Source organism: Cellulomonas pakistanensis (assembly GCF_016862755.1).
Classification (GTDB): domain Bacteria; phylum Actinomycetota; class Actinomycetes; order Actinomycetales; family Cellulomonadaceae; genus Cellulomonas; species Cellulomonas pakistanensis.
Genome location: NZ_BONO01000012.1, coordinates 37733 through 56462 on the forward strand (window position 1 = coordinate 37733; position 18730 = coordinate 56462).

General features: G+C 75.6%; 16 protein-coding genes and 1 pseudogene. 7 read left to right on the forward strand and 10 right to left on the reverse strand.

What is annotated here, in order from left to right; genetic code table 11:
• Positions 1 to 21 precede the first annotated feature (21 nt).
• From Cpa01nite_RS09330 to Cpa01nite_RS09340, 3 genes are all read left to right on the forward strand, one after another.
• Positions 22 to 549 (forward strand): MarR family winged helix-turn-helix transcriptional regulator, encoded by a 528-nt coding sequence (locus tag Cpa01nite_RS09330; protein ID WP_203668488.1) that lies wholly within the window; start codon positions 22 to 24, stop codon positions 547 to 549.
• Between the two features lie 127 nt (positions 550 to 676).
• Positions 677 to 1171 (forward strand): GNAT family N-acetyltransferase, encoded by a 495-nt coding sequence (locus tag Cpa01nite_RS09335; protein ID WP_203668489.1) that lies wholly within the window; start codon positions 677 to 679, stop codon positions 1169 to 1171.
• A gap of 173 nt (positions 1172 to 1344) precedes the next feature.
• Positions 1345 to 3414: a discoidin domain-containing protein gene (locus Cpa01nite_RS09340; protein ID WP_203668490.1), complete on the forward strand. Its 2070-nt coding sequence runs from the start codon at positions 1345 to 1347 to the stop codon at positions 3412 to 3414.
• A gap of 50 nt (positions 3415 to 3464) precedes the next feature.
• Here the strand turns inward: Cpa01nite_RS09340 and Cpa01nite_RS09345 are convergent, their stop codons facing one another.
• From Cpa01nite_RS09345 to Cpa01nite_RS09355, 3 genes and pseudogenes are all read right to left on the reverse strand, one after another.
• On the reverse strand, positions 3465 to 4130 hold the full coding sequence (locus Cpa01nite_RS09345; RefSeq protein WP_203668491.1) for an SDR family NAD(P)-dependent oxidoreductase: 666 nt from the start codon (positions 4128 to 4130) through the stop codon (positions 3465 to 3467).
• A gap of 46 nt (positions 4131 to 4176) precedes the next feature.
• Positions 4177 to 5196 carry a zinc-dependent alcohol dehydrogenase family protein gene (locus Cpa01nite_RS09350; RefSeq protein ID WP_203668492.1) on the reverse strand — a complete coding sequence of 340 codons (1020 nt, stop codon included), beginning with the start codon at positions 5194 to 5196 and terminating at the stop codon, positions 4177 to 4179.
• Positions 5197 to 5345: 149 nt separating this feature from the next.
• Positions 5346 to 5528: pseudogene (locus tag Cpa01nite_RS09355) on the reverse strand (DapH/DapD/GlmU-related protein); the annotation flags it as partial.
• 133 nt (positions 5529 to 5661) lie between these two features.
• On the opposite strand from Cpa01nite_RS09355, the gene Cpa01nite_RS09360 reads away from it, so the two are divergent.
• Complete coding sequence (locus tag Cpa01nite_RS09360) at positions 5662 to 6705, forward strand: NAD(P)-dependent alcohol dehydrogenase (RefSeq protein ID WP_239068663.1); 1044 nt, start codon at positions 5662 to 5664, stop codon at positions 6703 to 6705.
• A 71-nt stretch (positions 6706 to 6776) separates the two neighbouring features.
• Here Cpa01nite_RS09360 and Cpa01nite_RS09365 read toward each other — a convergent pair whose 3' ends face one another.
• The 4 genes from Cpa01nite_RS09365 to Cpa01nite_RS09380 are packed head-to-tail and all read right to left on the reverse strand — an operon-like array spanning position 6777 to position 12347.
• A complete protein-coding gene (locus Cpa01nite_RS09365; RefSeq protein ID WP_203668495.1) occupies positions 6777 to 8162 on the reverse strand; it encodes an ABC transporter substrate-binding protein in 1386 nt (461 codons plus the stop codon).
• Positions 8163 to 8172: 10 nt separating this feature from the next.
• A complete protein-coding gene (locus tag Cpa01nite_RS09370; protein ID WP_373307376.1) occupies positions 8173 to 9129 on the reverse strand; it encodes a carbohydrate ABC transporter permease in 957 nt (318 codons plus the stop codon).
• A 10-nt stretch (positions 9130 to 9139) separates the two neighbouring features.
• The gene (locus Cpa01nite_RS09375) at positions 9140 to 10084 is read right to left on the reverse strand and encodes a carbohydrate ABC transporter permease (RefSeq protein WP_203668496.1); all 945 of its coding nucleotides are present in this window, start codon (positions 10082 to 10084) and stop codon (positions 9140 to 9142) included.
• Between the two features lie 58 nt (positions 10085 to 10142).
• Positions 10143 to 12347, reverse strand: a complete 2205-nt coding sequence (locus tag Cpa01nite_RS09380; RefSeq protein WP_203668497.1) for an alpha-galactosidase — start codon at positions 12345 to 12347, stop codon at positions 10143 to 10145.
• A 182-nt stretch (positions 12348 to 12529) separates the two neighbouring features.
• On the opposite strand from Cpa01nite_RS09380, the gene Cpa01nite_RS09385 reads away from it, so the two are divergent.
• On the forward strand, positions 12530 to 13672 hold the full coding sequence (locus Cpa01nite_RS09385) for an ROK family transcriptional regulator (protein ID WP_203668498.1): 1143 nt from the start codon (positions 12530 to 12532) through the stop codon (positions 13670 to 13672).
• Between the two features lie 91 nt (positions 13673 to 13763).
• Here Cpa01nite_RS09385 and Cpa01nite_RS09390 read toward each other — a convergent pair whose 3' ends face one another.
• The gene (locus tag Cpa01nite_RS09390; RefSeq protein WP_203668499.1) at positions 13764 to 13928 is read right to left on the reverse strand and encodes a hypothetical protein; all 165 of its coding nucleotides are present in this window, start codon (positions 13926 to 13928) and stop codon (positions 13764 to 13766) included.
• Between the two features lie 181 nt (positions 13929 to 14109).
• On the opposite strand from Cpa01nite_RS09390, the gene Cpa01nite_RS09395 reads away from it, so the two are divergent.
• Entirely contained in the window at positions 14110 to 14799 is a 690-nt protein-coding gene (locus tag Cpa01nite_RS09395; RefSeq protein WP_203668500.1) for a YciI family protein, read from the forward strand.
• Positions 14796 to 16160 (forward strand): RNA polymerase sigma factor, encoded by a 1365-nt coding sequence (locus Cpa01nite_RS09400; protein ID WP_203668501.1) that lies wholly within the window; start codon positions 14796 to 14798, stop codon positions 16158 to 16160. The genes Cpa01nite_RS09395 and Cpa01nite_RS09400 overlap by 4 nt, the downstream gene beginning before the upstream one ends.
• Here the strand turns inward: Cpa01nite_RS09400 and Cpa01nite_RS09405 are convergent.
• The gene (locus tag Cpa01nite_RS09405; protein WP_239068664.1) at positions 16072 to 17709 is read right to left on the reverse strand and encodes an MFS transporter; all 1638 of its coding nucleotides are present in this window, start codon (positions 17707 to 17709) and stop codon (positions 16072 to 16074) included. The genes Cpa01nite_RS09400 and Cpa01nite_RS09405 overlap by 89 nt on opposite strands.
• The gene (glsA, locus tag Cpa01nite_RS09410) at positions 17706 to 18719 is read right to left on the reverse strand and encodes a glutaminase A (protein ID WP_203668502.1); all 1014 of its coding nucleotides are present in this window, start codon (positions 18717 to 18719) and stop codon (positions 17706 to 17708) included. The genes Cpa01nite_RS09405 and glsA overlap by 4 nt, the downstream gene beginning before the upstream one ends.
• Between the last annotated feature and the right edge of the window lie 11 nt (positions 18720 to 18730).

An 18730-nucleotide genomic window follows, 5' to 3' on the forward strand; every position in this document is an offset into this window, starting at 1 on the left:
CAAGTCCGGTACGCTGGCCGCATGAGCCAGCGGGTCGAGGACGCCACCCCGTGGCTGTCCGACGCCCAGATCGACGACTGGAAGGCCGTCGTCGCCCTGCTCACGACGCTGCCGGCGGCGCTCGACGCCCAGCTCAAGCGCGACTCCGGGATGAATCTGTACGAGTACAACGTGCTCGTCGCCCTGTCCGACCGGCCGCACGGCGAGCTGCCGATGAGCGACCTCGCCCGGATGACGCAGAGCTCGCCGTCCCGGCTGTCGCACGCGATCGGCCGGCTCGAGCAGGCCGGCTGGGTCACGCGCGGGTCGTGCGTCGCCGCCGGCAAGCGGACCAGCGCGCGGCTCACCGCCGGCGGCGAGGAGCAGCTCCGGCGCGCGGCGCCCGGGCACGTGCGCGAGGTGCGGCGGCTGGTCGTCGACGCGCTCGGGCCCGAGCGGATGTCGGCGCTCGGCGACGCGGCCCTGACCGTCGTCCGGCAGGCCGCGCCGGACGTCGTCGACCTGCTCGCGGCCTGCGGCCCCGCCGACGGCTGCACGGGCGACGACTAGGCGGCCCGGACCGCGCCCGGTCCGCCCTCGGACCGGCCCGGGCCGCGCCGGACCCGCGCCCCGCCGCGTGCTACGTTGCGCCGCGCGCCCGGCACCCCGCGGCGCGCGACCGGAGGGGACCCGCCGCATGACCACCACGTCCGACGCGTCGTACACGCTCGAGTCCGTCGACTGGGCCGACCCGCGGGCCGTCGCGATGCGCGAGGCGATGGACGCCGAGATGGGCGCGCGCTACGCCTCGGCCGGCCCGCTGAGCCCGGCCGCGCAGGCCGCGCTGACCGTCGACCCGGCGACGGTCCGGCACGTCGTGCTCGCCGTGGACCACGACGGCACCCCGATCGGGCACGCGGCGCTGCGGGACCTCGGCGGCGAGTGGGAGGTCAAGCGCGTGGTGGTGGGCGCCGGCCAGCGCGGTCGCGGGGTCGGCCGCGCGATCATGACCGAGGTCGAGCGGGTCGCCCGCGCGGCCGGCGCCGACCGCGTCATCCTGCAGACCGGCGACCGCCAGCCCGAGGCCGAGGCGCTCTACGTCGCCCTCGGCTGGACCCGGATCCCGACCTACCCGCCGTACGACGCGGCGATGCCGCTGCCCTCCCGCTGCTACGCCAAGCGCCTGGCCTGACCCCGCGAGGGTGCCCGGGACGCGTCCGCGGTGCCCGCACCGGAGGCACCGCGGACGTGTCGTCTGCACCCCGGCGCCACGGCTCCCGGGCGCCGGACGCGCGCCGGGCCTAGCGTCGGAGGTGCGGGCGTCCGGAGCGGCGCGCCCGCCCGGCCGGGCCAGGGGGTGCGGTGGTGTCCGACGACAGCGCGGGACGCGAGGCCCGCGGGCGCGCGGTGCCGGGGCTCGCGGAGCCCGGGCGGGAGGCACCCGGGCGCGGCAGCCCCCGGCGCGGGCGTGCGTGGGTGCTCGCGGTCGTCCTCGCCGTCGTCCTCGCCGGCGCCGCGGCCCTCCTGCTCGCCCGGACCGGCGACGACCCCGCCCCCGACGCCGTCGTCACCGAGGCGCGCCGGGCCGAGGTGTGGACGACCACCGCGGACGGCACCCACCGCGTCGCGCGCACCGCGACCGCCGACCCCGTCGTCGGCTCGGCCGGGGACGCACCGGACGCCGTCCTCGCCGTCGACGCCGACGACCGCGGCCAGGAGGTCACCGGGTTCGGCGCCGCGCTGACGCTGTCGTCGGCGTCGTTGCTGCTCGCCATGCCCGAGGACGACCGCCGCGCCCTGCTCACCGAGCTGTTCGACCCGGCCGGCCCCGTGCGGCTGTCGGTGGTGCGCGTCGCGCTCGGCGGCTCCGACTTCGTCCCCGAGCCCGCCACGACCTACGACGACCTGCCGCCCGGCGAGGTCGACCGGGACCTGGAGCGGTTCAGCAGCGCCGGCGACGAGCCGGTGCGCGCGCTGCTCCGGCAGATCCGGGTGCTCGCGCCTGACCTCGTCGTCGTCGCGTCGCCGTGGAGCCCGCCGGCGTGGCTCAAGGACTCCGGCAGCCTCGAGGGCGGCCGGCTGCTGGACGACGACCGGGCGTACGCGAACTACGCCGCGTACCTGGTGCGCGCGCTGCAGGAGTGGGCCGCCGCGGGCGTGCCGGTCGACGCGCTGACCGTGCAGAACGAGCCCCAGGCCCGGCACCCCGACGGGTACCCGGGCACCGACATGCCGGTCGCGGACCAGGTCCGGCTGCTCGAGGCGCTCGGCCCAGCGCTCGAGGAGGCCGGCCTCGACCCCGCCGTGCTGGCCTACGACCACAACTGGGCGCTGCACCCCGCCGACGCCGAGTCGACCCCCGAGGGTCGCGACCCCGAGGCCGACTACCCGCTCCGCGTGCTGCGCAGCGACGCCGCGCGCTGGGTGTCCGGCGTGGCGTTCCACTGCTACTCCGGCGACGCGTCGGCGCAGGACGCGGTGCGGGACGAGTTCCCGGACGCCGCGATCTGGGTGACCGAGTGCTCCGGCTCGCACGCCGAGGGGTCCGCGGCGGACCGCGTGTTCGCCGACACCCTCGGCTGGCAGTCCCGCAACCTGCTGGTCGGGTCGCTCGCCCACGGCGCGTCCGTCGTGCTGACGTGGAACCTCGCGCTCGACCCGGACGGCGGGCCGCACGTCGGCGGCTGCGGCACCTGCACCGGGGTGGTGACCGTCGACGGCGCCGACGCGACCCCGAACGCGGAGCGGGAGGTGCTCGCGCACGCCGCCCGGTTCGTGCCGCGGGGCTCGGTGCGGGTCGGGGCGTCGTCGACCGCCGGGGACGCGACCACGCAGGTGGCGTTCCGGACGCCGGCCGGCGCCACGGTGCTGCTCGCGCACCACGACGGCGACGGCACGGACGTGGTGGTCGAGGACGGCGGCGCGCGGTACCCGGTGCGGCTCGAGACGCGGTCGCTCACGACGGTGGTGATCGGCGACGAGGCGCAGCGGGCCGGCCCCGCCACCGACGACCCGCCCGCGCTCCCCGCCGAGGTCGACCTGTCCGGCGCGGCCGTGACCGCTGACCCCGCCGCGCCCGGCGACCCGTGCTGCACCGGCGACGTCGCCGCGCACGCCGTCGACGGCGACCTCGCGACCCGCTGGTCGACCGGCCGGGCGCAGCGGCCCGGCGACGTCCTCGAGGTCGACCTCGGGGCGCCGGTCGCGGCGCGGTCGGTCGTCCTCGACGCCGGCGGCGGTGACTGGCCGCGCGGCTACGAGGTGCTGACCAGCGCGGACGGCGACGCGTGGGACGTCGTCGTCCCCGGGCGAGCGGGCGCCGGTCAGGTCGCGGCCGCGCGGCTCGACGGCGGCGCCGTCCGGTACCTGCGGGTCCGGCTCACCGCGGACGCCGACCCGTGGTGGAGCGTCGCGGAGCTGCGGGTCCTCGCCTGAGGCGGGCGACCCCGGCGGTCAGGCGACCCGCGCCACGTCCGCGACCCCGCTCAGTCCGGCATCCGGTCCGCGAGCACCCGGAAGTCCCCGCGGTCGGCGTGCATGGTCCACAGCCGCCCGGCGAGCACCGCCGGGTCGTGCGTGGGGTGCCCCGGCTCGATCCCGCCGGGGATGATCAGCTGCCCGACGTGCACGCCCTCGGGCGCGAGCGCGGCGTGCAGCATCTGCGCGTACGCGGCCTCCGCGGCGAACGCGACCGACGTCCCGGCGACCTCCGGGTTCGGCCGGATCGCGCTGCCGCCGTTCGCCAGCAGTACCGACCCGCGCCCGAGCCCCCGCATGCCGGGCAGCACCCGCTCGACGGCCGTGCGCAGGCCGTGCAGCGAGAACGCGAGCGCCTGGTCCAGGTCCTCTGCGGTGGTGCCGAGGACCGGCTTGAGGTAGTCCCGGGCCGGCAGCGGGCTGTACTGCAGCACCTCGACCGGGCCGAGATCGGCGGCCGCGGCGTCCAGGGCGGCGCCCAGCGCGCCGGGGTCCCGGACGTCGGCGGCGTACCCGCGGGCGGTCGCGCCCTCGGCGGCGAGCACGCCGGCCAGGTCGGCCACGTGCTCCTGCGTGCGGGAGACGAGGGCGACGGACAGCCCCTCGGCGGCGAACCGGCGGGCGACGGCGGCGCCCAGGCCGGGGCCTGCGCCCACGACGGCGATGGTGGTCATGGTGGTTCCTCCTGGTCGTGACGGGGACGCGGGCCCGGCGGGCCGGTCAGAGCGTGAGCAGCACCTTGGTCGCGCGCCGCTGGTCCATGGCCTCGTAGCCGGCGGCGGCGTCCTCGAGCGGCAGGGTCAGGTCGAAGACCTTGCCCGGGTCGATCTCCCGGTCCCAGATCAGCCGGACGAGCTCGGGCAGGAACCGGCGCACCGGGGCGGGCCCGCCGTGCAGGTGGATGCCGGCGCCGAACATCTCCTCGCCGGGCAGCGACACGTCGTGCGAGACGCCGACGAACCCGACGTGCCCGCCGGGACGGGTCGAGCGGATGGCCTGCATCATCGACTCCTGGGTGCCGACGGCCTCGACCACGCTGTGCGCGCCCAGCCCGCCGGTGAGCTCCTTGATCCGGGCCACGCCCGCGTCGCCGCGCTCCTCGACGACGTCGGTGGCGCCGAACTCGCGGGCCAGCGCCTGCCGGTCGGCGTGCCGCGACATCGCGATGATGCGCTCCGCGCCGAGCTGCTTCGCCGCCAGCACGGCGAGCAGGCCGACGGCGCCGTCTCCCACCACGGCGACGGTCCTGCCCGGGCCCGCCTCGGCGGCCACGGCGGCGAACCAGCCGGTGCCGAGCACGTCGGACGCGGCGAGCAGCGACGGGATCAGGTCGGCGTCCGGCTGCCCCGGGGTCGCGACGAGCGTGCCGTCGGCGAGCGGGACGCGGACCTTCTCGGCCTGGGTGCCGACCGTGCCCATGAGGACGCGGTGCACGCAGTAGGCCTGGTAGCCGGCCTCGCAGATCTCGCAGGTGTTGTCCGAGGCCCAGAACGAGCCGACGACGAAATCGCCGACCTGGACGTTCCGCACGTCGGAGCCGATCGCCTCCACGACGCCGACGTACTCGTGCCCCATGACCTGGTGGTCCACGGGCTCGGCGCCGCGGTACGGCCAGAGGTCGGACCCGCAGATGCAGGTCGCCGTCAGCCGCAGGATCGCGTCGGTCGGCTCGACGATGGTCGGGTCCTCGCGGTCCTCGACACGGACGTCGCCGGGGGCGTGCATGACGACTCCACGCATGGTGGTGCTCCTCGTGAGGTGGGGGAACGGGGTGCCGGTCCCGGGTCCCGCCCGGGCTCGGTGCTCCGTCGACAGTAGGCGCGTCGGGGGCCTGCGGCCCGCCCGGAGAGGGGCCCTGTCGGGACCCCCCTCCCGCCGGCGCGCGGACCTCAGGGCGCCGCCGAGTCGTACCCGGTCGGCCGGATCACCCGCGCCGGCACGCCGCCGACGACCGTGTCCGGCGGCACGTCCTTCGTCACCACCGCGCCGGCCGCGACGACCGCCCCGTCGCCGATCGTCACCCCCGGCACGACGGTCACGGACGCCCCGACCCACACCCGCTTCCCGATCACGACGGGCGCCGGCACCATGTCCGCGCGCCGCGCCGGGTCCATCGCGTGGTTCAGCGTGGTGAGCGGACCTCCCTGGGGAGGGGCGGGTCGTGTTCACTGGTGCCCCCACCCCCTCGCACCACCCGGGAGACCCGTGCGCACCGTCAAGGCCTACGCCGCCCCGTCCGCCACCGAGCCGCTCGTCCCGACGACGATCGAGCGCCGCGACCTCGGCCCGACGGACGTGCTGATCGAGATCCACTACGCCGGCATCTGCCACTCCGACATCCACACGGTCCGCGGCGACTGGGGCCCGATCACGTACCCGCAGGTCGTCGGGCACGAGATCGTCGGCGTCGTCGCCGAGGTCGGCCCCGAGGTCACCCGGCACGCCGTCGGCGACCGCGTCGGGGTCGGCTGCATGGTGAACTCGTGCCGCGAGTGCGAGAACTGCCGCGCCGGGCTCGAGCAGTACTGCCTGCAGGGCAACACCCAGACCTACGCGTCGGTGGACCGCGACGGCACGATCACGCAGGGCGGCTACTCGACCCACGTGGTCGTCGTCGAGGACTTCGTGCTCCGCGTGCCGGAGGCCATCCCGTTCGACAAGGCGGCGCCGCTGCTGTGCGCCGGCGTCACCACGTACTCGCCGCTCGCCCACTGGGGCGCCGGCCCGGGCAAGAAGGTCGCGGTCGTCGGCATGGGCGGGCTCGGCCACATGGCCGTCAAGCTCGCGCACGCGATGGGCGCCGAGGTCACGGTGCTGTCCCGCACGCTGAGCAAGAAGGCCGACGGCCTCGAGCTCGGCGCGGACCACTACTACGCGACCGAGGACCCGGCGACGTTCGCCGAGCTGGCGAACAGCTTCGACCTCATCGTCAACACCGTGTCGGCGGTCGTCGACCTGGGCGCCTACCTGTCGCTGCTGCGGCTCGACGGCACGCTGGTCAACGTCGGCGCCCCGGGCGAGCCGCTGCCCGTGCAGGTGTTCACGCTGTTCGGCAACCGCCGCTCGTTCGCCGGGTCGAGCATCGGCAGCATCGCCGAGACCCAGGAGATGCTCGACTTCTGCGCCGAGCACGGCATCGCGCCGGAGACCGAGCTGATCGGCGCCGACGCGATCAACGAGGCGTACGAGCGCGTGCTGCGCTCGGACGTGCGGTACCGGTTCGTCATCGACGTCGCGACGATCGCCTGACGACCCGCGCCCCGCACGACGACGAGGGGCCCCCGGCGACCGCCGCCGGGGGCCCTCGCGCACGCCGGCGGTCAGTCGTCCGCCAGCAGCCCGTCCACGCGGTCGTCCGCCGCCACCAGGCTGTCGGGCTCGGCCTGGAACGACAGCACCGAGTCCATCGCCGGCTGCATCACGGCCTGGATCTCCGCCCACCGGTCGGTGACCGGCGGCAGCGTCCCGGTGCCGTCCTCGACGTGCACGGCGAACGCGTCCGCGTCGATCCCGATCTCCTCGAACGCCGCGATCGCCCGCTCGGAGGACGCGGTCAGGGCGGGGAACACCCGCGCCTGCTCGGCGACGACGTCCTGGCACGCGGGGCTGGCGAGGTACTCGACCCAGCGCCACGCCTCGTCCGGGTGCGGCGTGCCCGAGTAGATCGCGTCCGACAGCCCGTTGTAGACGCTCGCCCGCTCGCCGGTCGGACCCACCGGGGTCGGGGCGATGCCGATGTCGACGCCCTGCAGCTCCGACATCGCGCGGGCGTTCCAGGCGCCCTCGATCAGGAGCGCGTACGAGCCGGAGCCCATCGACTCGATCGTGCCGATGCCGGAGGTCGCCACCGCCAGCGGCGGCAGGTAGCCCTTCTCGATCAGCGACCGGTACCAGCCGATCGTCTCCGCGAGCGCCGGGTCGCCGTAGGCGAACTCCGTCGGCCACGGGTTCCGGTCGGCGTAGGTCCAGCCGTTGCTCAGCGCGAACGACGCCCACTGCACCTGGCCGAAGCCGCCGCCGCTCTCGTTGTAGCCCATGCCGTAGACGGCGACGTCGTCCTTGTCGAAGCCGGGCTCGTCGCCGCGGACGCCGTTCGCGTCGACCGTCAGCCGGGCGAGCAGCCGCTCGAACGAGCCGCCGTCCTCCGGGTTCCACTCCAGGTCCCCCATGTCCTCGGCGGTCAGCCCCGCCTCGGCGACGAGGTCCTCGTTGTAGAACAGGCCCACGGCGTCCCAGTCCTTCGGCAGGCCGTACAGCCCGCCGTCGGCGCCGCGCCAGAGGTCGACCAGCCCCGGCTGGTACCGGTCGAGGTCCAGCCCGGACTCCTCGACCCGGTCGGAGACGTCGAGGATCTGGTCGAAGCTCGCGTACTTGCCGAACTGCTGGGCGTGGTCGACGAACACGTCCGGCGCGCTCTCGGCGACCATGCGCGCGGTGAGCTGCGTCCAGTAGTCGTCCCAGCCGTACTGCTCGATGTTGATCAGCACGTCGGGGTTGGCGGCCTCGAAGTCGGTGGCGCACTGCTGGTACCCGGGCACCTGGTTGGCGTCCCACATCCAGTAGGTGAGCGCGACGCGGTCGTCGTCGGCCGCCGTGGCGGCGGACCCGCAGCCCGCCAGGGCCAGGCCCGCGGCGAGCGCGGCGGCGACGGCGCGGCCGGGCCGGCGCCGGGCGCGGCCGGTGCGGTGGTGGTCGGTCGTGGTCATCGGGCGCACCTCACTTGATCCCGGAGAAGCCGATGGAGCTGACGATGCGCTTCCCGAGCGCGATGAACAGCAGGACGATCGGCAGCGCGGCGACCAGCGTCGCGGCCATCAGCCCGGCCCAGTCGGGGCTGCCCTGCGGTGTCTGGGACCGGAAGATGCCGAGCGCGACGGTCAGCACCCGGACGTCGTCGCTCTGCCCGACGAGCAGGGGCCAGAAGTACTCGTTCCACGCCGTGATGTAGGTCAGCACGGCGAGCGTGGTGATCGGCGCCCCGGCCATCGGCAGGATGATCCGGAGGAACACCCGCGCCCGGCTCGCGCCGTCCAGCATCGCCGCCTCCTCCAGCTCCCGCGGGATGCCGAGGAAGAACTGCCGCAGGAAGAAGATCGCGAACGGCGTCATGAACAGCGTCGGCAGGATCAGCCCGGGGAACGTGTTGAGCAGCCCCAGCTCCTTGATCAGCACGAAGTTCGGGATCGCGGTGAAGATGCCCGGGACCATCAGCGAGGACAGGAACACCGCGAACACGGTGTTGCGGCCCGGCCAGCGCAGCCGCGCGAACGCGTACGCCGCCATCGCGGAGAAGAACACCTGGCCGAGCGTGATCGACGTCGCCACGACCACGGAGTTGCGCAGGTACAGCCAGAAGTTGATCCGGCCGCCGGCGCCGCCCTGCGCGAGCGACTCCTCCAGGGTGGTCAGGCCGAACACGCGCCGGAACGCGTCCAGGGTGAAGTCGGCCGGCAGCAGGTTGTCCGACTGGGCCGCGAGCGCCCGGTTGTCGGAGAACGCGGTGCGCAGCATCCAGTAGAACGGGAACAGCGTGATCAGCAGGATCACGATCAGCGTCGCCCACCCGAGCACGCGCCCCCAGGTGGGGCGCCGTCGCGCGCGGCGGTCGGGCCGCGGGCGGACCCGGCCGGGGTCGGCGGGCAGGGCGAGGGGTTCGGCGGTCGTCGTCGACACGGTGGCCTCCTCAGGCGTTGTCCGACTCGTCCGCCCGGGTCAGCTTCAGCTGCACCAGGGCGACGACGAGCAGGACGGCGAACAGGACGACCGACATCGCCGAGGCGTAGCCGAAGTCGAGCTGCGCGAACGCCAGGTCGTAGATGTAGAGGTAGATGACGCGGGTGGCGTTGACGGGGCCGCCGCCCGTGGTGACGGCGACCGTGTCGAAGATCTGGAACGACCCGGTGACCGTGACGACCAGCACCAGGGCGAGCACCGGCCGCAGCAGCGGGAGCGTGATCGAGCGGAACTGCCGCCAGGCGGACGCGCCGTCGAGCGACGCCGCCTCGTAGACCTGCGGCGAGATGGTCTGCAGCCCGGCGAACAGCAGCAGCGCCGTGTAGCCCATGTGCCGCCAGACGTTGATGAGCGCGATCGTGGGCAGCGCGAGCGCCGGGTCGCCGAAGAACGCCTGCGGGTCGACGCCGACCTTCCCGAGCAGGACGTTCACGACGCCGATCTGGTAGTCGAGCATGAAGTACCAGACCAGGGCGACGACCACGTTCGCGACGAAGTACGGCAGCAGCGCCATCCCGCGGACGAGGATCGACCGGGTCATCCGCTGCAGCAGCATGGCCAGGGCGATGGCGACCACGGTCTGGATCACGATGTTGACCAGCACGTAGTACGCCGTGACCTTCATGGCGTTCCAGAACAGCGGGTCGTCGAGCAGCCGGCGGTAGTTCTCCAGGCCGACGAACTCCGCGGGGGCCAGCACCGAGTAGTCGGTGAGGCTGAACCAGGCGCCGCGCACGGCGGGCACGAGGTAGAACACGACGAACCCGATGCTCGCCGGGATCAGGAAGACGAGCGCGGCGCGCAGGTCGCCCCTGCCGCCCCCGTCCCGCCCGCCGCGGCGGGCGGGACGGCTCCTGGTGGTCGCCGGACGTGCCGGTGATGACGCGATGGCCATGTCGGTGCTCCTCCCCCGCGCCTTCGCGGGACTGGGACGGACGGACGGGACGGGTGCCTCAGCGGGCGGTGAGGTGCAGCAGCACGGTGCGCTCGGGGAACTGGTTCGGCACCTGGACGCCGACGGCCCCGAGGGTGCGGCCGGACAGCCGGGCGCCCTCGGACCACCAGCGCGGCAGCGCGTCGCCGTGGCCGGGGACGACCTCGTCGCCGGGCGGCAGCGGGCGGACCTCGTACGTCGCGGCCGGGTCCAGGCCGGGGACCCGCACGCGCCCGGGCGGCGCCCAGACGCCGGTGGCGACCTGGACGACCGCGATGATCGCCTCACGCCGGTCCGCGCTGACGACGCCGTGCACCCGCAGGGCGGGGTCCGGGTCGTCCGCGCGGACGGTGCGGCCGTGGTGCAGCAGGTCGCGGTGCTCGGCGTAGGCGGCGACCCAGCGGGCCACCCCCGCGCGCTCGTCGTCGGTCGCGGAGGTGAGGTCCCACTCGATCCCGAGGTGGCCGAAGAACGCGGTCGCGCCCCGGAAGCCCAGCTCGTGCCGGCGCCCCGTGGTGTGCGAGTGCGGCGAGCCGATGTGCGAGCCGAGCATCTCCGGCGGCACCAGCAGCCCGGTCCCGGCCTCGATGACCTGGCGCTCGAGCGCGTCGATGCAGTCGGACGTCCAGATGCGGTCCGTCCGCTCCAGGATGCCGAGGTCCGCGCGGCCGCCGCCTCCCGAGCAGGACTCGAACTCCACGTGCGGGTGCTTCGCCCGCAGGGCGTCGAGCAGTCGGTACGTGGCGAGCGTCTGGGCGTGCACGCCCGCGGCGCCGGTGGCCGTGTGTCCCGCGTCGATCAGGTCGCGGTTGTGGTCCCACTTCACGTAGCCGATGTCGTAGGCCGAGAGCACGGCGTCGATCTGGCCGAAGACGTGGTCCCAGGCCCCGGGGTGGCCGAGGTCGAGCACCTGCTGGTGCCGCGCCTCGGGCGGCAGCCGGTCGCCCGTCTGCAGGATCCACTCCGGGTGCGCGCGGGCGAGGTCGGAGTCGGGGTTCACCATCTCGGGCTCGAACCACAGGCCGAACTCCAGGCCGAGCCCGGTCACGTGGTCGACCAGCGGGCCGAGCCCGTCGGGCCAGACGTCCTCGTCGACGACCCAGTCGCCGAGCCCCGCGTCGTCGGAGCGCCGGCCCTTGAACCAGCCGTCGTCCAGGACGTACCGCTCGACGCCGGCCGCGGCCGCGGCGTCGGCGAGGGCTGTGAGGCGCGGCAGGTCGTGGTCGAAGTACACGGCCTCCCACACGTTGATCAGCGACTTCCGCGGGGTGCGCGGGTGCTGCGGGCGGGAGCGGAGGTACGCGTGGAACCGGTGCGACAGCGCGTCGATCCCGTCGCCGTAGGAGCCGTAGACCCACGGGGTCGCGTACGTGTCGCCCTCGGCGAGCCGGACCTCGCCGGCCAGCAGGAGCTCGCCGGCGCCGAGCACGCGGACGCCGGTCGGCATCGCCTGCTCCGCGAACGTGCGGGTGTTGCCGGACCAGGCGACGTGCACGCCCCACACCTCGCCGGAGCGGTAGCCGAACCCGGCGCGCCCGGCGAGCAGCAGCAGCGTGCCGTCGTGGCTCCGGGCGCGGCGGGACTCGCGCAGGTGCGTCCCGGCGACGAACGGGTGCCGCTGCGGGCTCCGCTCGCGCAGGTGCCGGCCGGTGAAGTCGAGGATCTCGTCGGCCTCGCGGGGCACGGGCAGCGCCAGGTCGACGCCGCCGAGCGTGAAGACGCCGCCCGCGGTGCTGGTCACTGCGGCGCGGGTCCGCACGAGGCCGTCGGGCAGCATCTCGATCTCGAGGACGAGCGCGAGCCCGGCGACGGCGTCGGTGGCGCCGACCGTCACGCGGTGGGCCACCGGCGCGCCGTCGCGGTCCGTGCCGTGCTCGACGCGCACCTCGTCGACGACGAACGCCGTCGAGAAGTCGCGGCCGTCCCGGTGGCCGGTGACGCCCGGCGTGCCGAGCCACCCCACCGACTGCTCGGGCAGCAGGGACAGCGGCACGGGCAGGTCGGTGACGCCGGAGGCGATCGGCGGGATGCTGGTCGCGCGCAGCGCCGCGAGCTCGTCGGCGCCCGGGTCACCCAGGTCGGCGCCCCAGTGCAGGACGCGGGGCAGCCGGTCGCCGGACAGGTCGAGCACCAGGCTCACGCCGTCGGCGGACAGGTGGAGGATCGGGTCGCCGGTCACGTCGGTGCGGTCGGCGCGGGTCGGCAGGGACGTCGTCGTCGTCATGGTGCGGGCCTCTTCGTCGGGGACGGGTAAGTTCTACGTCGGAATTAACCTCGCCGTCAACCCCTGCGCTCGACCGCGTGGCTCACCTGCGCCGCCATCGCTTCTGACCGGATTAGTTCTCGTGCGGAACCTAATCGGGCTTGTTTGTTCCGACGCGGAACTCGATCCGGCACACTGGGCGCATGACGCCGGGACCCTGGGTGCCGCTCACCGGAGCGGCCCACCGCATCGCGCTCGAGGTGCTGCTCGACGGGCCGCTGTCGCGCGCGGAGCTCGCCCGCCGCGTCGACCTGTCCCCCGGCAGCCTGACCCGGCTCACGAAGCCGCTCCTCGACGACGGCCTGCTCGTCGAGGTCGACACCCCGGTCGCGGACCAGCGGGTGGGCCGGCCGTCGCAGCCGCTCGACGTGGTCGCCGCCGCGCACCACTTCGTGGGCATCAAGCTCACCGGGGACACCGCGCACGGCGTGCTCACCACCCTGCGTGCGGGCGTCGTCGCCGTGGCGGAGCGCCGGCTGCCGGACCACCGGCCCGCCGCCGTGGCGGACGTCGTCGGGGAGCTCGCCGAGCACCTGGTCGGGCGGGCGCCCGCGGGCGTCACCGCGGTCGGCGTGAGCCTCGGCGGGCACGTCGCCGCCGCGAGCGACGTGGTGCGCGCGCCGTTCCTCGGCTGGCGCGACGTCCCGCTCGCCGACATGGTGCGCGCCCGGACCGGGCTCCCCGTCGTGGTCGCCAACGACGTGACGGCGCTGACCGAGGCCACGCACTGGTTCGGCGAGGGCCGCGGCGCCGCCCGGTTCGCGCTGGTCACGATCGGCGCGGGCGTCGGCCTGGGCCTCGTCGTGCACGACCGGCTGGTCACCGAGGACGACGCCAGCCTCGGGCTGATCGGCCACCACCCGCTCGACCCCGCCGGCCCGCTGTGCCCGCTCGGCCACCGCGGGTGCGCGGGCGCGATGCTGACGATCGGCTCGATCACCGCGCAGGTCGCCGTCGCCCACGGGCGGCCGGTCGGCTACGACGAGGTGCTGGACCTCGCGGTCGCGGGCGACCCGCCGGCGGCGCGGGTGGTCGAGGACGCGGGGCGCGCGCTCGGCCGCCTGGTCGCGGCCGCCGCGAACTTCACGATGCCCGAGCGCGTCGTGCTCGGCGGCGAGGGCGTGCGCCTGGCCGAGGTGGCCCGGGACGCCCTGGTCGCGGGGATGCGGGCGGACCGCGACCCCGAGGCGGCCCTGCCCGACGTCGCGCTGCAGTCGCCGGCGTTCACCGAGTGGGCGCGCGGTGCCGCGGTGATCGCGATCCAGACCTTCGTACTCGGCCGCTGACGTTCGTCCACGCGGCGGGGCCCGCCACCGAGTGTCCAGAAACCGGACCGGTAAGTCCCGGATGTCCAGGCGTTTCTGGACACTCGGTGCATCACCGCCGGCGCCGCCGGACGACGGCGGTCCACGCGCGGTGGGCGCGACGGCCTCGGGGCGGTCGGGACGGCACCTGCGGCGCGTCCGGGAGCGCGCTGCGGGCGTCGGTGAGCACCGCGCGCCGGGACAGCAGCAGCGCGAGCTGGGGCTGGTCGAAGGTCATGGCGTGCCTCCTCGGGATCGGTCGGACCGGCGTCGCGCCGGCCCGCACCCGCCCGACGCACCGCCCCGTGCCGCGGGACACCCCTCGACCGGGGGCCACCGCGGGCCGGATGATGCCGGGGTGTCCTCGTGGGGCGCGCCGGTGCGTCGTGCTGGTGACAGAACGACACCGAGGAGGAGCCATGACGTTCGTGACGTTCGTGCGGGTGGGACCCGATGCCGCGCCCACCGCCGAGGAGGCCGACCCCGCCGCGTGGGTCGAGCGGGCGGACCGCGCCGGCCGGCGGGAGGGGCACCGCCTGGCCGAGGCGGACACCGCCACGACGGTGCGGGTGCGGGACGGGCGCGTGCTCGTGTCCGACGGACCGTTCGCGGAGTACAAGGAGCTGGTCGGCGGCTTCGACGTGCTCGACGTGCCCGACCTGGACGCGGCGGTCGCCCTCGCGGCCGAGCACCCCGCGGCGCGGTTCGGCGCGATCGAGGTCCGGGAGGTGTGGCCGTTCGACGGGTCCGCGGCGGACGGGCACGTGCTCGCGCCGGAGGACGCGGGCGCCGGCCACTACCTGCTGCTGATGGGCGAGGTGCCCGACGGGTCGCCGCACCCGGACGAGCCGCCGACGGCGTGGGCGCGGGTGCACCGCGGCACCGACCTGGGCGGCCACCGGCTGCGCCCGCCCGCCGAGGCCCGGACGGTACGGGTGCGCGACGGCCGGACCGTCGTCGCGCACGGCCCCTACGCCGAGGTCGCGGAGCAGGTGGCCGGGGTCGCGATGATCGCCGCGCCGGACCTGGACGCCGCGCTCGACGCCGCGGCCCGGCACCCGGCCGCCGCGGCCGGCGCCGTCGAGGTCCGGCCGCTCTGGCAGCCGTGACCGCGGTCGACGACGCGCTCGTCCGCGCGTTCCGGGACGAGTGGGGGCGGGTCGTGGCGACGACGATCCGGGTGACGGGCGACTGGGCGCTCGCGGAGGACTGCGCCCAGGACGCGTTCGCCGCGGCGACCCGCACCTGGCCCCGGGACGGCGTGCCCGACCGCCCCGGGGCGTGGCTCACGACGGCGGCGCGCCGCAGCGCCCTGGACCGGCTGCGCCGGGCGGGCACCGAGGCGCGGCGGCTGGCGGAGGTGGCAGCGGCGGTGGCGGTCGACGCGGTGCCCGGTCCGGAGCCGGGCGACCCCCGGGACCTCCCCGACGACCGGCTCGCGCTGATCGCGACCTGCTGCCACCCGGCCCTCGCGCTGGAGGTGCAGGTGGCGCTGACGCTGCGGACCGTGTGCGGGCTGACCGTCGCGGAGATCGGGCGGGTGTTCGGCGCGTCGGAGGCGGCGACCGCCAAGCGGTTGGTCCGCGGTCGCCGGAAGATCGCCGACGCCCGGATCCCGTACCGGGTCCCGCCCGCCGACCGGCTGCCCGAGCGGCTGGACGGGGTGCTCGCGGTGGTCTACCTGCTGTTCTCGGAGGGGTACACCGCGAGCGCCGGGGCCGACCTGCTGCGGCTGCGGCTGTGCGACGAGGCGGTGCGGCTCGCCCGGCTGGTCGCGCGCCTGGTCCCGGACGACCCCGAGGTGCGGGGCTGCCTGGCCCTCGTGCTCCTGCAGGACGCGCGGCGGGCCGCCCGGACGGACGACGCCGGCGACCTGGTGCCGCTGGAGGACCAGGACCGCGGGCGGTGGGACGCCGCGGCCACCGCCGAGGGGCTGGCGGCGCTGGCCGCCGGGGACCGGCTCGTGGCCCGGGGCGGCCGGGCCGGGCCGTACCTGGTGCAGGCGCGGATCGCGGCCGCGCACGCCACGGCGCCGTCGGCGGCGGCCACCGACTGGGCGGCGATCGCGGCGGCGTACCGCGAGCTGCTGCGGCTCGCGCCGTCGCCGTTCGCGGGGCTCGCGGGCGCGGTGGCCACCGGGATGGCCGACGGGCCGGACGCCGGGCTCGCGGCGCTGGACGCGGTGGCGGGCGACGCCCGGCTGGCCGGCAGCCACTACGTCCCGGCGGCGCGGGCGGACCTGCTGCGCCGGGCGGGCCGGGCCGCGGAGGCCGCGGACGGGTACCGGGACGCGCTGGGGCTGGTCCGCAACGAGGCGGAGCGCCGCTACCTCGCGCGCCGGCTGGCCGAGGTCGCGGGAGCGCGGGACGTCGAGCCCGCCCTCAGCCCTCCCGCTCCGGCGACGGGTCCGGGATCTCTCCCGGGCGGTAGCGGGGCAGCCGGCTCGCGGGCAGCACCGCGGTCGCGCTGACCCCGGCGAGCACGAGCAGCCCGAGCCGCAGGGCGTTCAGCCGCGCCTCCTCGTTCAGCGCCACCGCGGCCTCGACCTGCGCGGGGTCGGCGTCCGTCCCGGCGAGGACCTCGCGGAGCTCGTCGTTGCTGACGAAGTTCACGGCGTCCAGGTCGACCTGCGCGACGAGGCCGGGCGGCAGCTCGGGGTGCTCGACCACCGCGCGGCCGACGTTCACCGACAGGATCGTCACCAGCAGCGCGCCGACCAGCGCGGTGCCGACCGCCGAGGCCAGGTTCTGCGTGGTCCCGCGGATCGAGCCGACGTCGCCCGCCAGGTGCTTCGGGACGGCGGTGACCAGCACGTTGAACACCAGGGTCACGAGCGCGCCCTGCCCGACGCCGAACACGAGGAGCCCGAGGACCGTCGGGAGCGTCTCCCAGTTGTTGGTGACCACCAGCGACAGCCACGCGAGCGCGACGGTGGTGAGCGTGAACCCGAAGACGCCGATCACCTTCGGGCTGAACCGGCCGTAGAACCGCACGACCAGGGTCGCCGTGACGAACACCGTGAGGTTGAACGGCATCATCGCGAGCGCCGTGTCGAACGGCGTGCGGCCCTGCACGATCTGGATGTACAGCGGCACGGTGAAGTTGAGCGCGGCCTCCAGCGCGACCACCACGAACATCGCGTAGACGGCGGCGCGCTCGCTCGGCCGGGCGAGCACCCGCAGGTCGACCAGCGGCGTCCGGCCCGACGCGGCGCGTCGGCGGGTCCACCAGAAGAACGTCTGCCCGAGGACCACCCCGGTGACCACGAGCAGCGGCGCGGGCGACACCCCGGCGACGCTGAAGGGCGCGTCGTCCGTGGCCACCAGCGGCCCCCAGGCGTTGAGGTTGTTGAACCCCAGCGTGAGCAGCACGACCGCCAGGCCGATGAGGACGGAGGCGACCAGGTCGATCCGCACCTCGCGGTCCCCGCCGTCGGACCGCAGCCGGGTGCTCAGCACCAGCACGGCGACCGCGAGCGCCAGCACCACCCCGAACACCGGCCGCCAGCCCACGAGCGTCCCGAGCGCGCCGCCGACGAAGAACGCCGTGACCCCGGAGATCGCCCGGGCCGACCCGAGGGAGCCGACCGCGGTCGCCTGCTGCGCCCCGCGGTAGTTCTCGGCGATCAGCGCGACGAGCGACGGCACGATGATCGCCGCGGACGCACCCGCGAGCGCCTGCCCGGCGATCGCCCACCCGACGCTCGGCGACAGGATCATCAGCAGCGCCGACGCCGCGAACGTCGCCACCATGACCCGGAACATCAGCACCCAGCCGACGCGCTGCCCGAGCTTCGCGCCGGTCATCACCAGGGCCGCGACCGTCAGGCCGTAGACGACGATCGTCGAGCCGACGACGGTCGGCGGGACCCCGAAGTCCTCGACCATGCCGCCCAGGGAGACGGGCAGGGCGGCGACGTTGAACGACATGAGGACCTGCGCCAGGAACAGGCTCGCCATCGGCACCCAGGACCGGCGCTCCTCGGCCGTCGTCGCGCCACGGGTCTCGGTGCTCGTCATGCGGGGGTCCTCCGGTCGGCGGCGTGGGCGGCGGACGCGAACACGTTGAGGCCGAGCGTGCGGCTGAGGTGCGCCGTCGCCAGCCGGCCGCGCACGCTGTTCCCGGCCGGGTCGATCGGCGGGGAGAACGTGCCGATCGCGCCCTTGCCCGGGGCGATCGCGACGATCCCGCCCGAGACGCCGGACTTGGCCGGGACCCCGATCTCGAACAGCCACTCCCCCGACCGCTCGTACATGCCGGTCGCGGCCAGCACCGCCAGCGTGTCGCGGCAGACCTGCGCGGAGACGACGCGCTCGCCGGTGACCGGGTGCACGCCGCCGTCCGCGAGCGTCGCGCCCATCACGGCGAGGTCGCGCGCGGTGACCCGGATCGCGCACTGGCGGGTGTAGACGTCGACGACCTCGAGCGGGTCGGCGTCGATGCGCCCGTAGCTCTCCAGCAGCCGGGCGATCGCGCGGTTGCGCTGGTTGGTCGCCGCCTCGGACTCGTAGACCACCGGGTCGACCTCGAGCGTGCGGCCGGCGAACCGCGCCAGGCCCGCGGCGAGGTGCGCCCACTGCTCGTCGGGCGTGCCGCCGGGCAGCAGCGCCGTCGTGGCGATCGCCCCGGCGTTGACCATCGGGTTCATCGGGTGCCCGTCGTTCAGCTCGACCGCGATGACCGAGTTGAACGGGAGCCCGGTGTTGTTCACGCCGACCCGGTCGCGCACCACCTCGTGCCCGTACGCCTCGCAGACCAGCGCGTAGACGAACGCCTTGGAGATCGACTGGATGGTGAACGCCGCGTCCGCATCGCCCGCGGCGTGCAGATCGCCCGAGGTCTCCGCGACGACGACGCCGAACAGCCGCGGGTCCGCCTCGGCCAGCACGGGGATGTAGTCGGCCACGGCCCCCTCGGCGCGGTCGCGGTGGCGGGCGTGCGCCTCCTGCACCAGCTCCTCGACCCGGTCCCAGCCGGGCAGCCGCCCGGTCGAGACCGCCTGCGCCACGTCGCCGACCTCGTCGCTCACGCGCCCTCCGC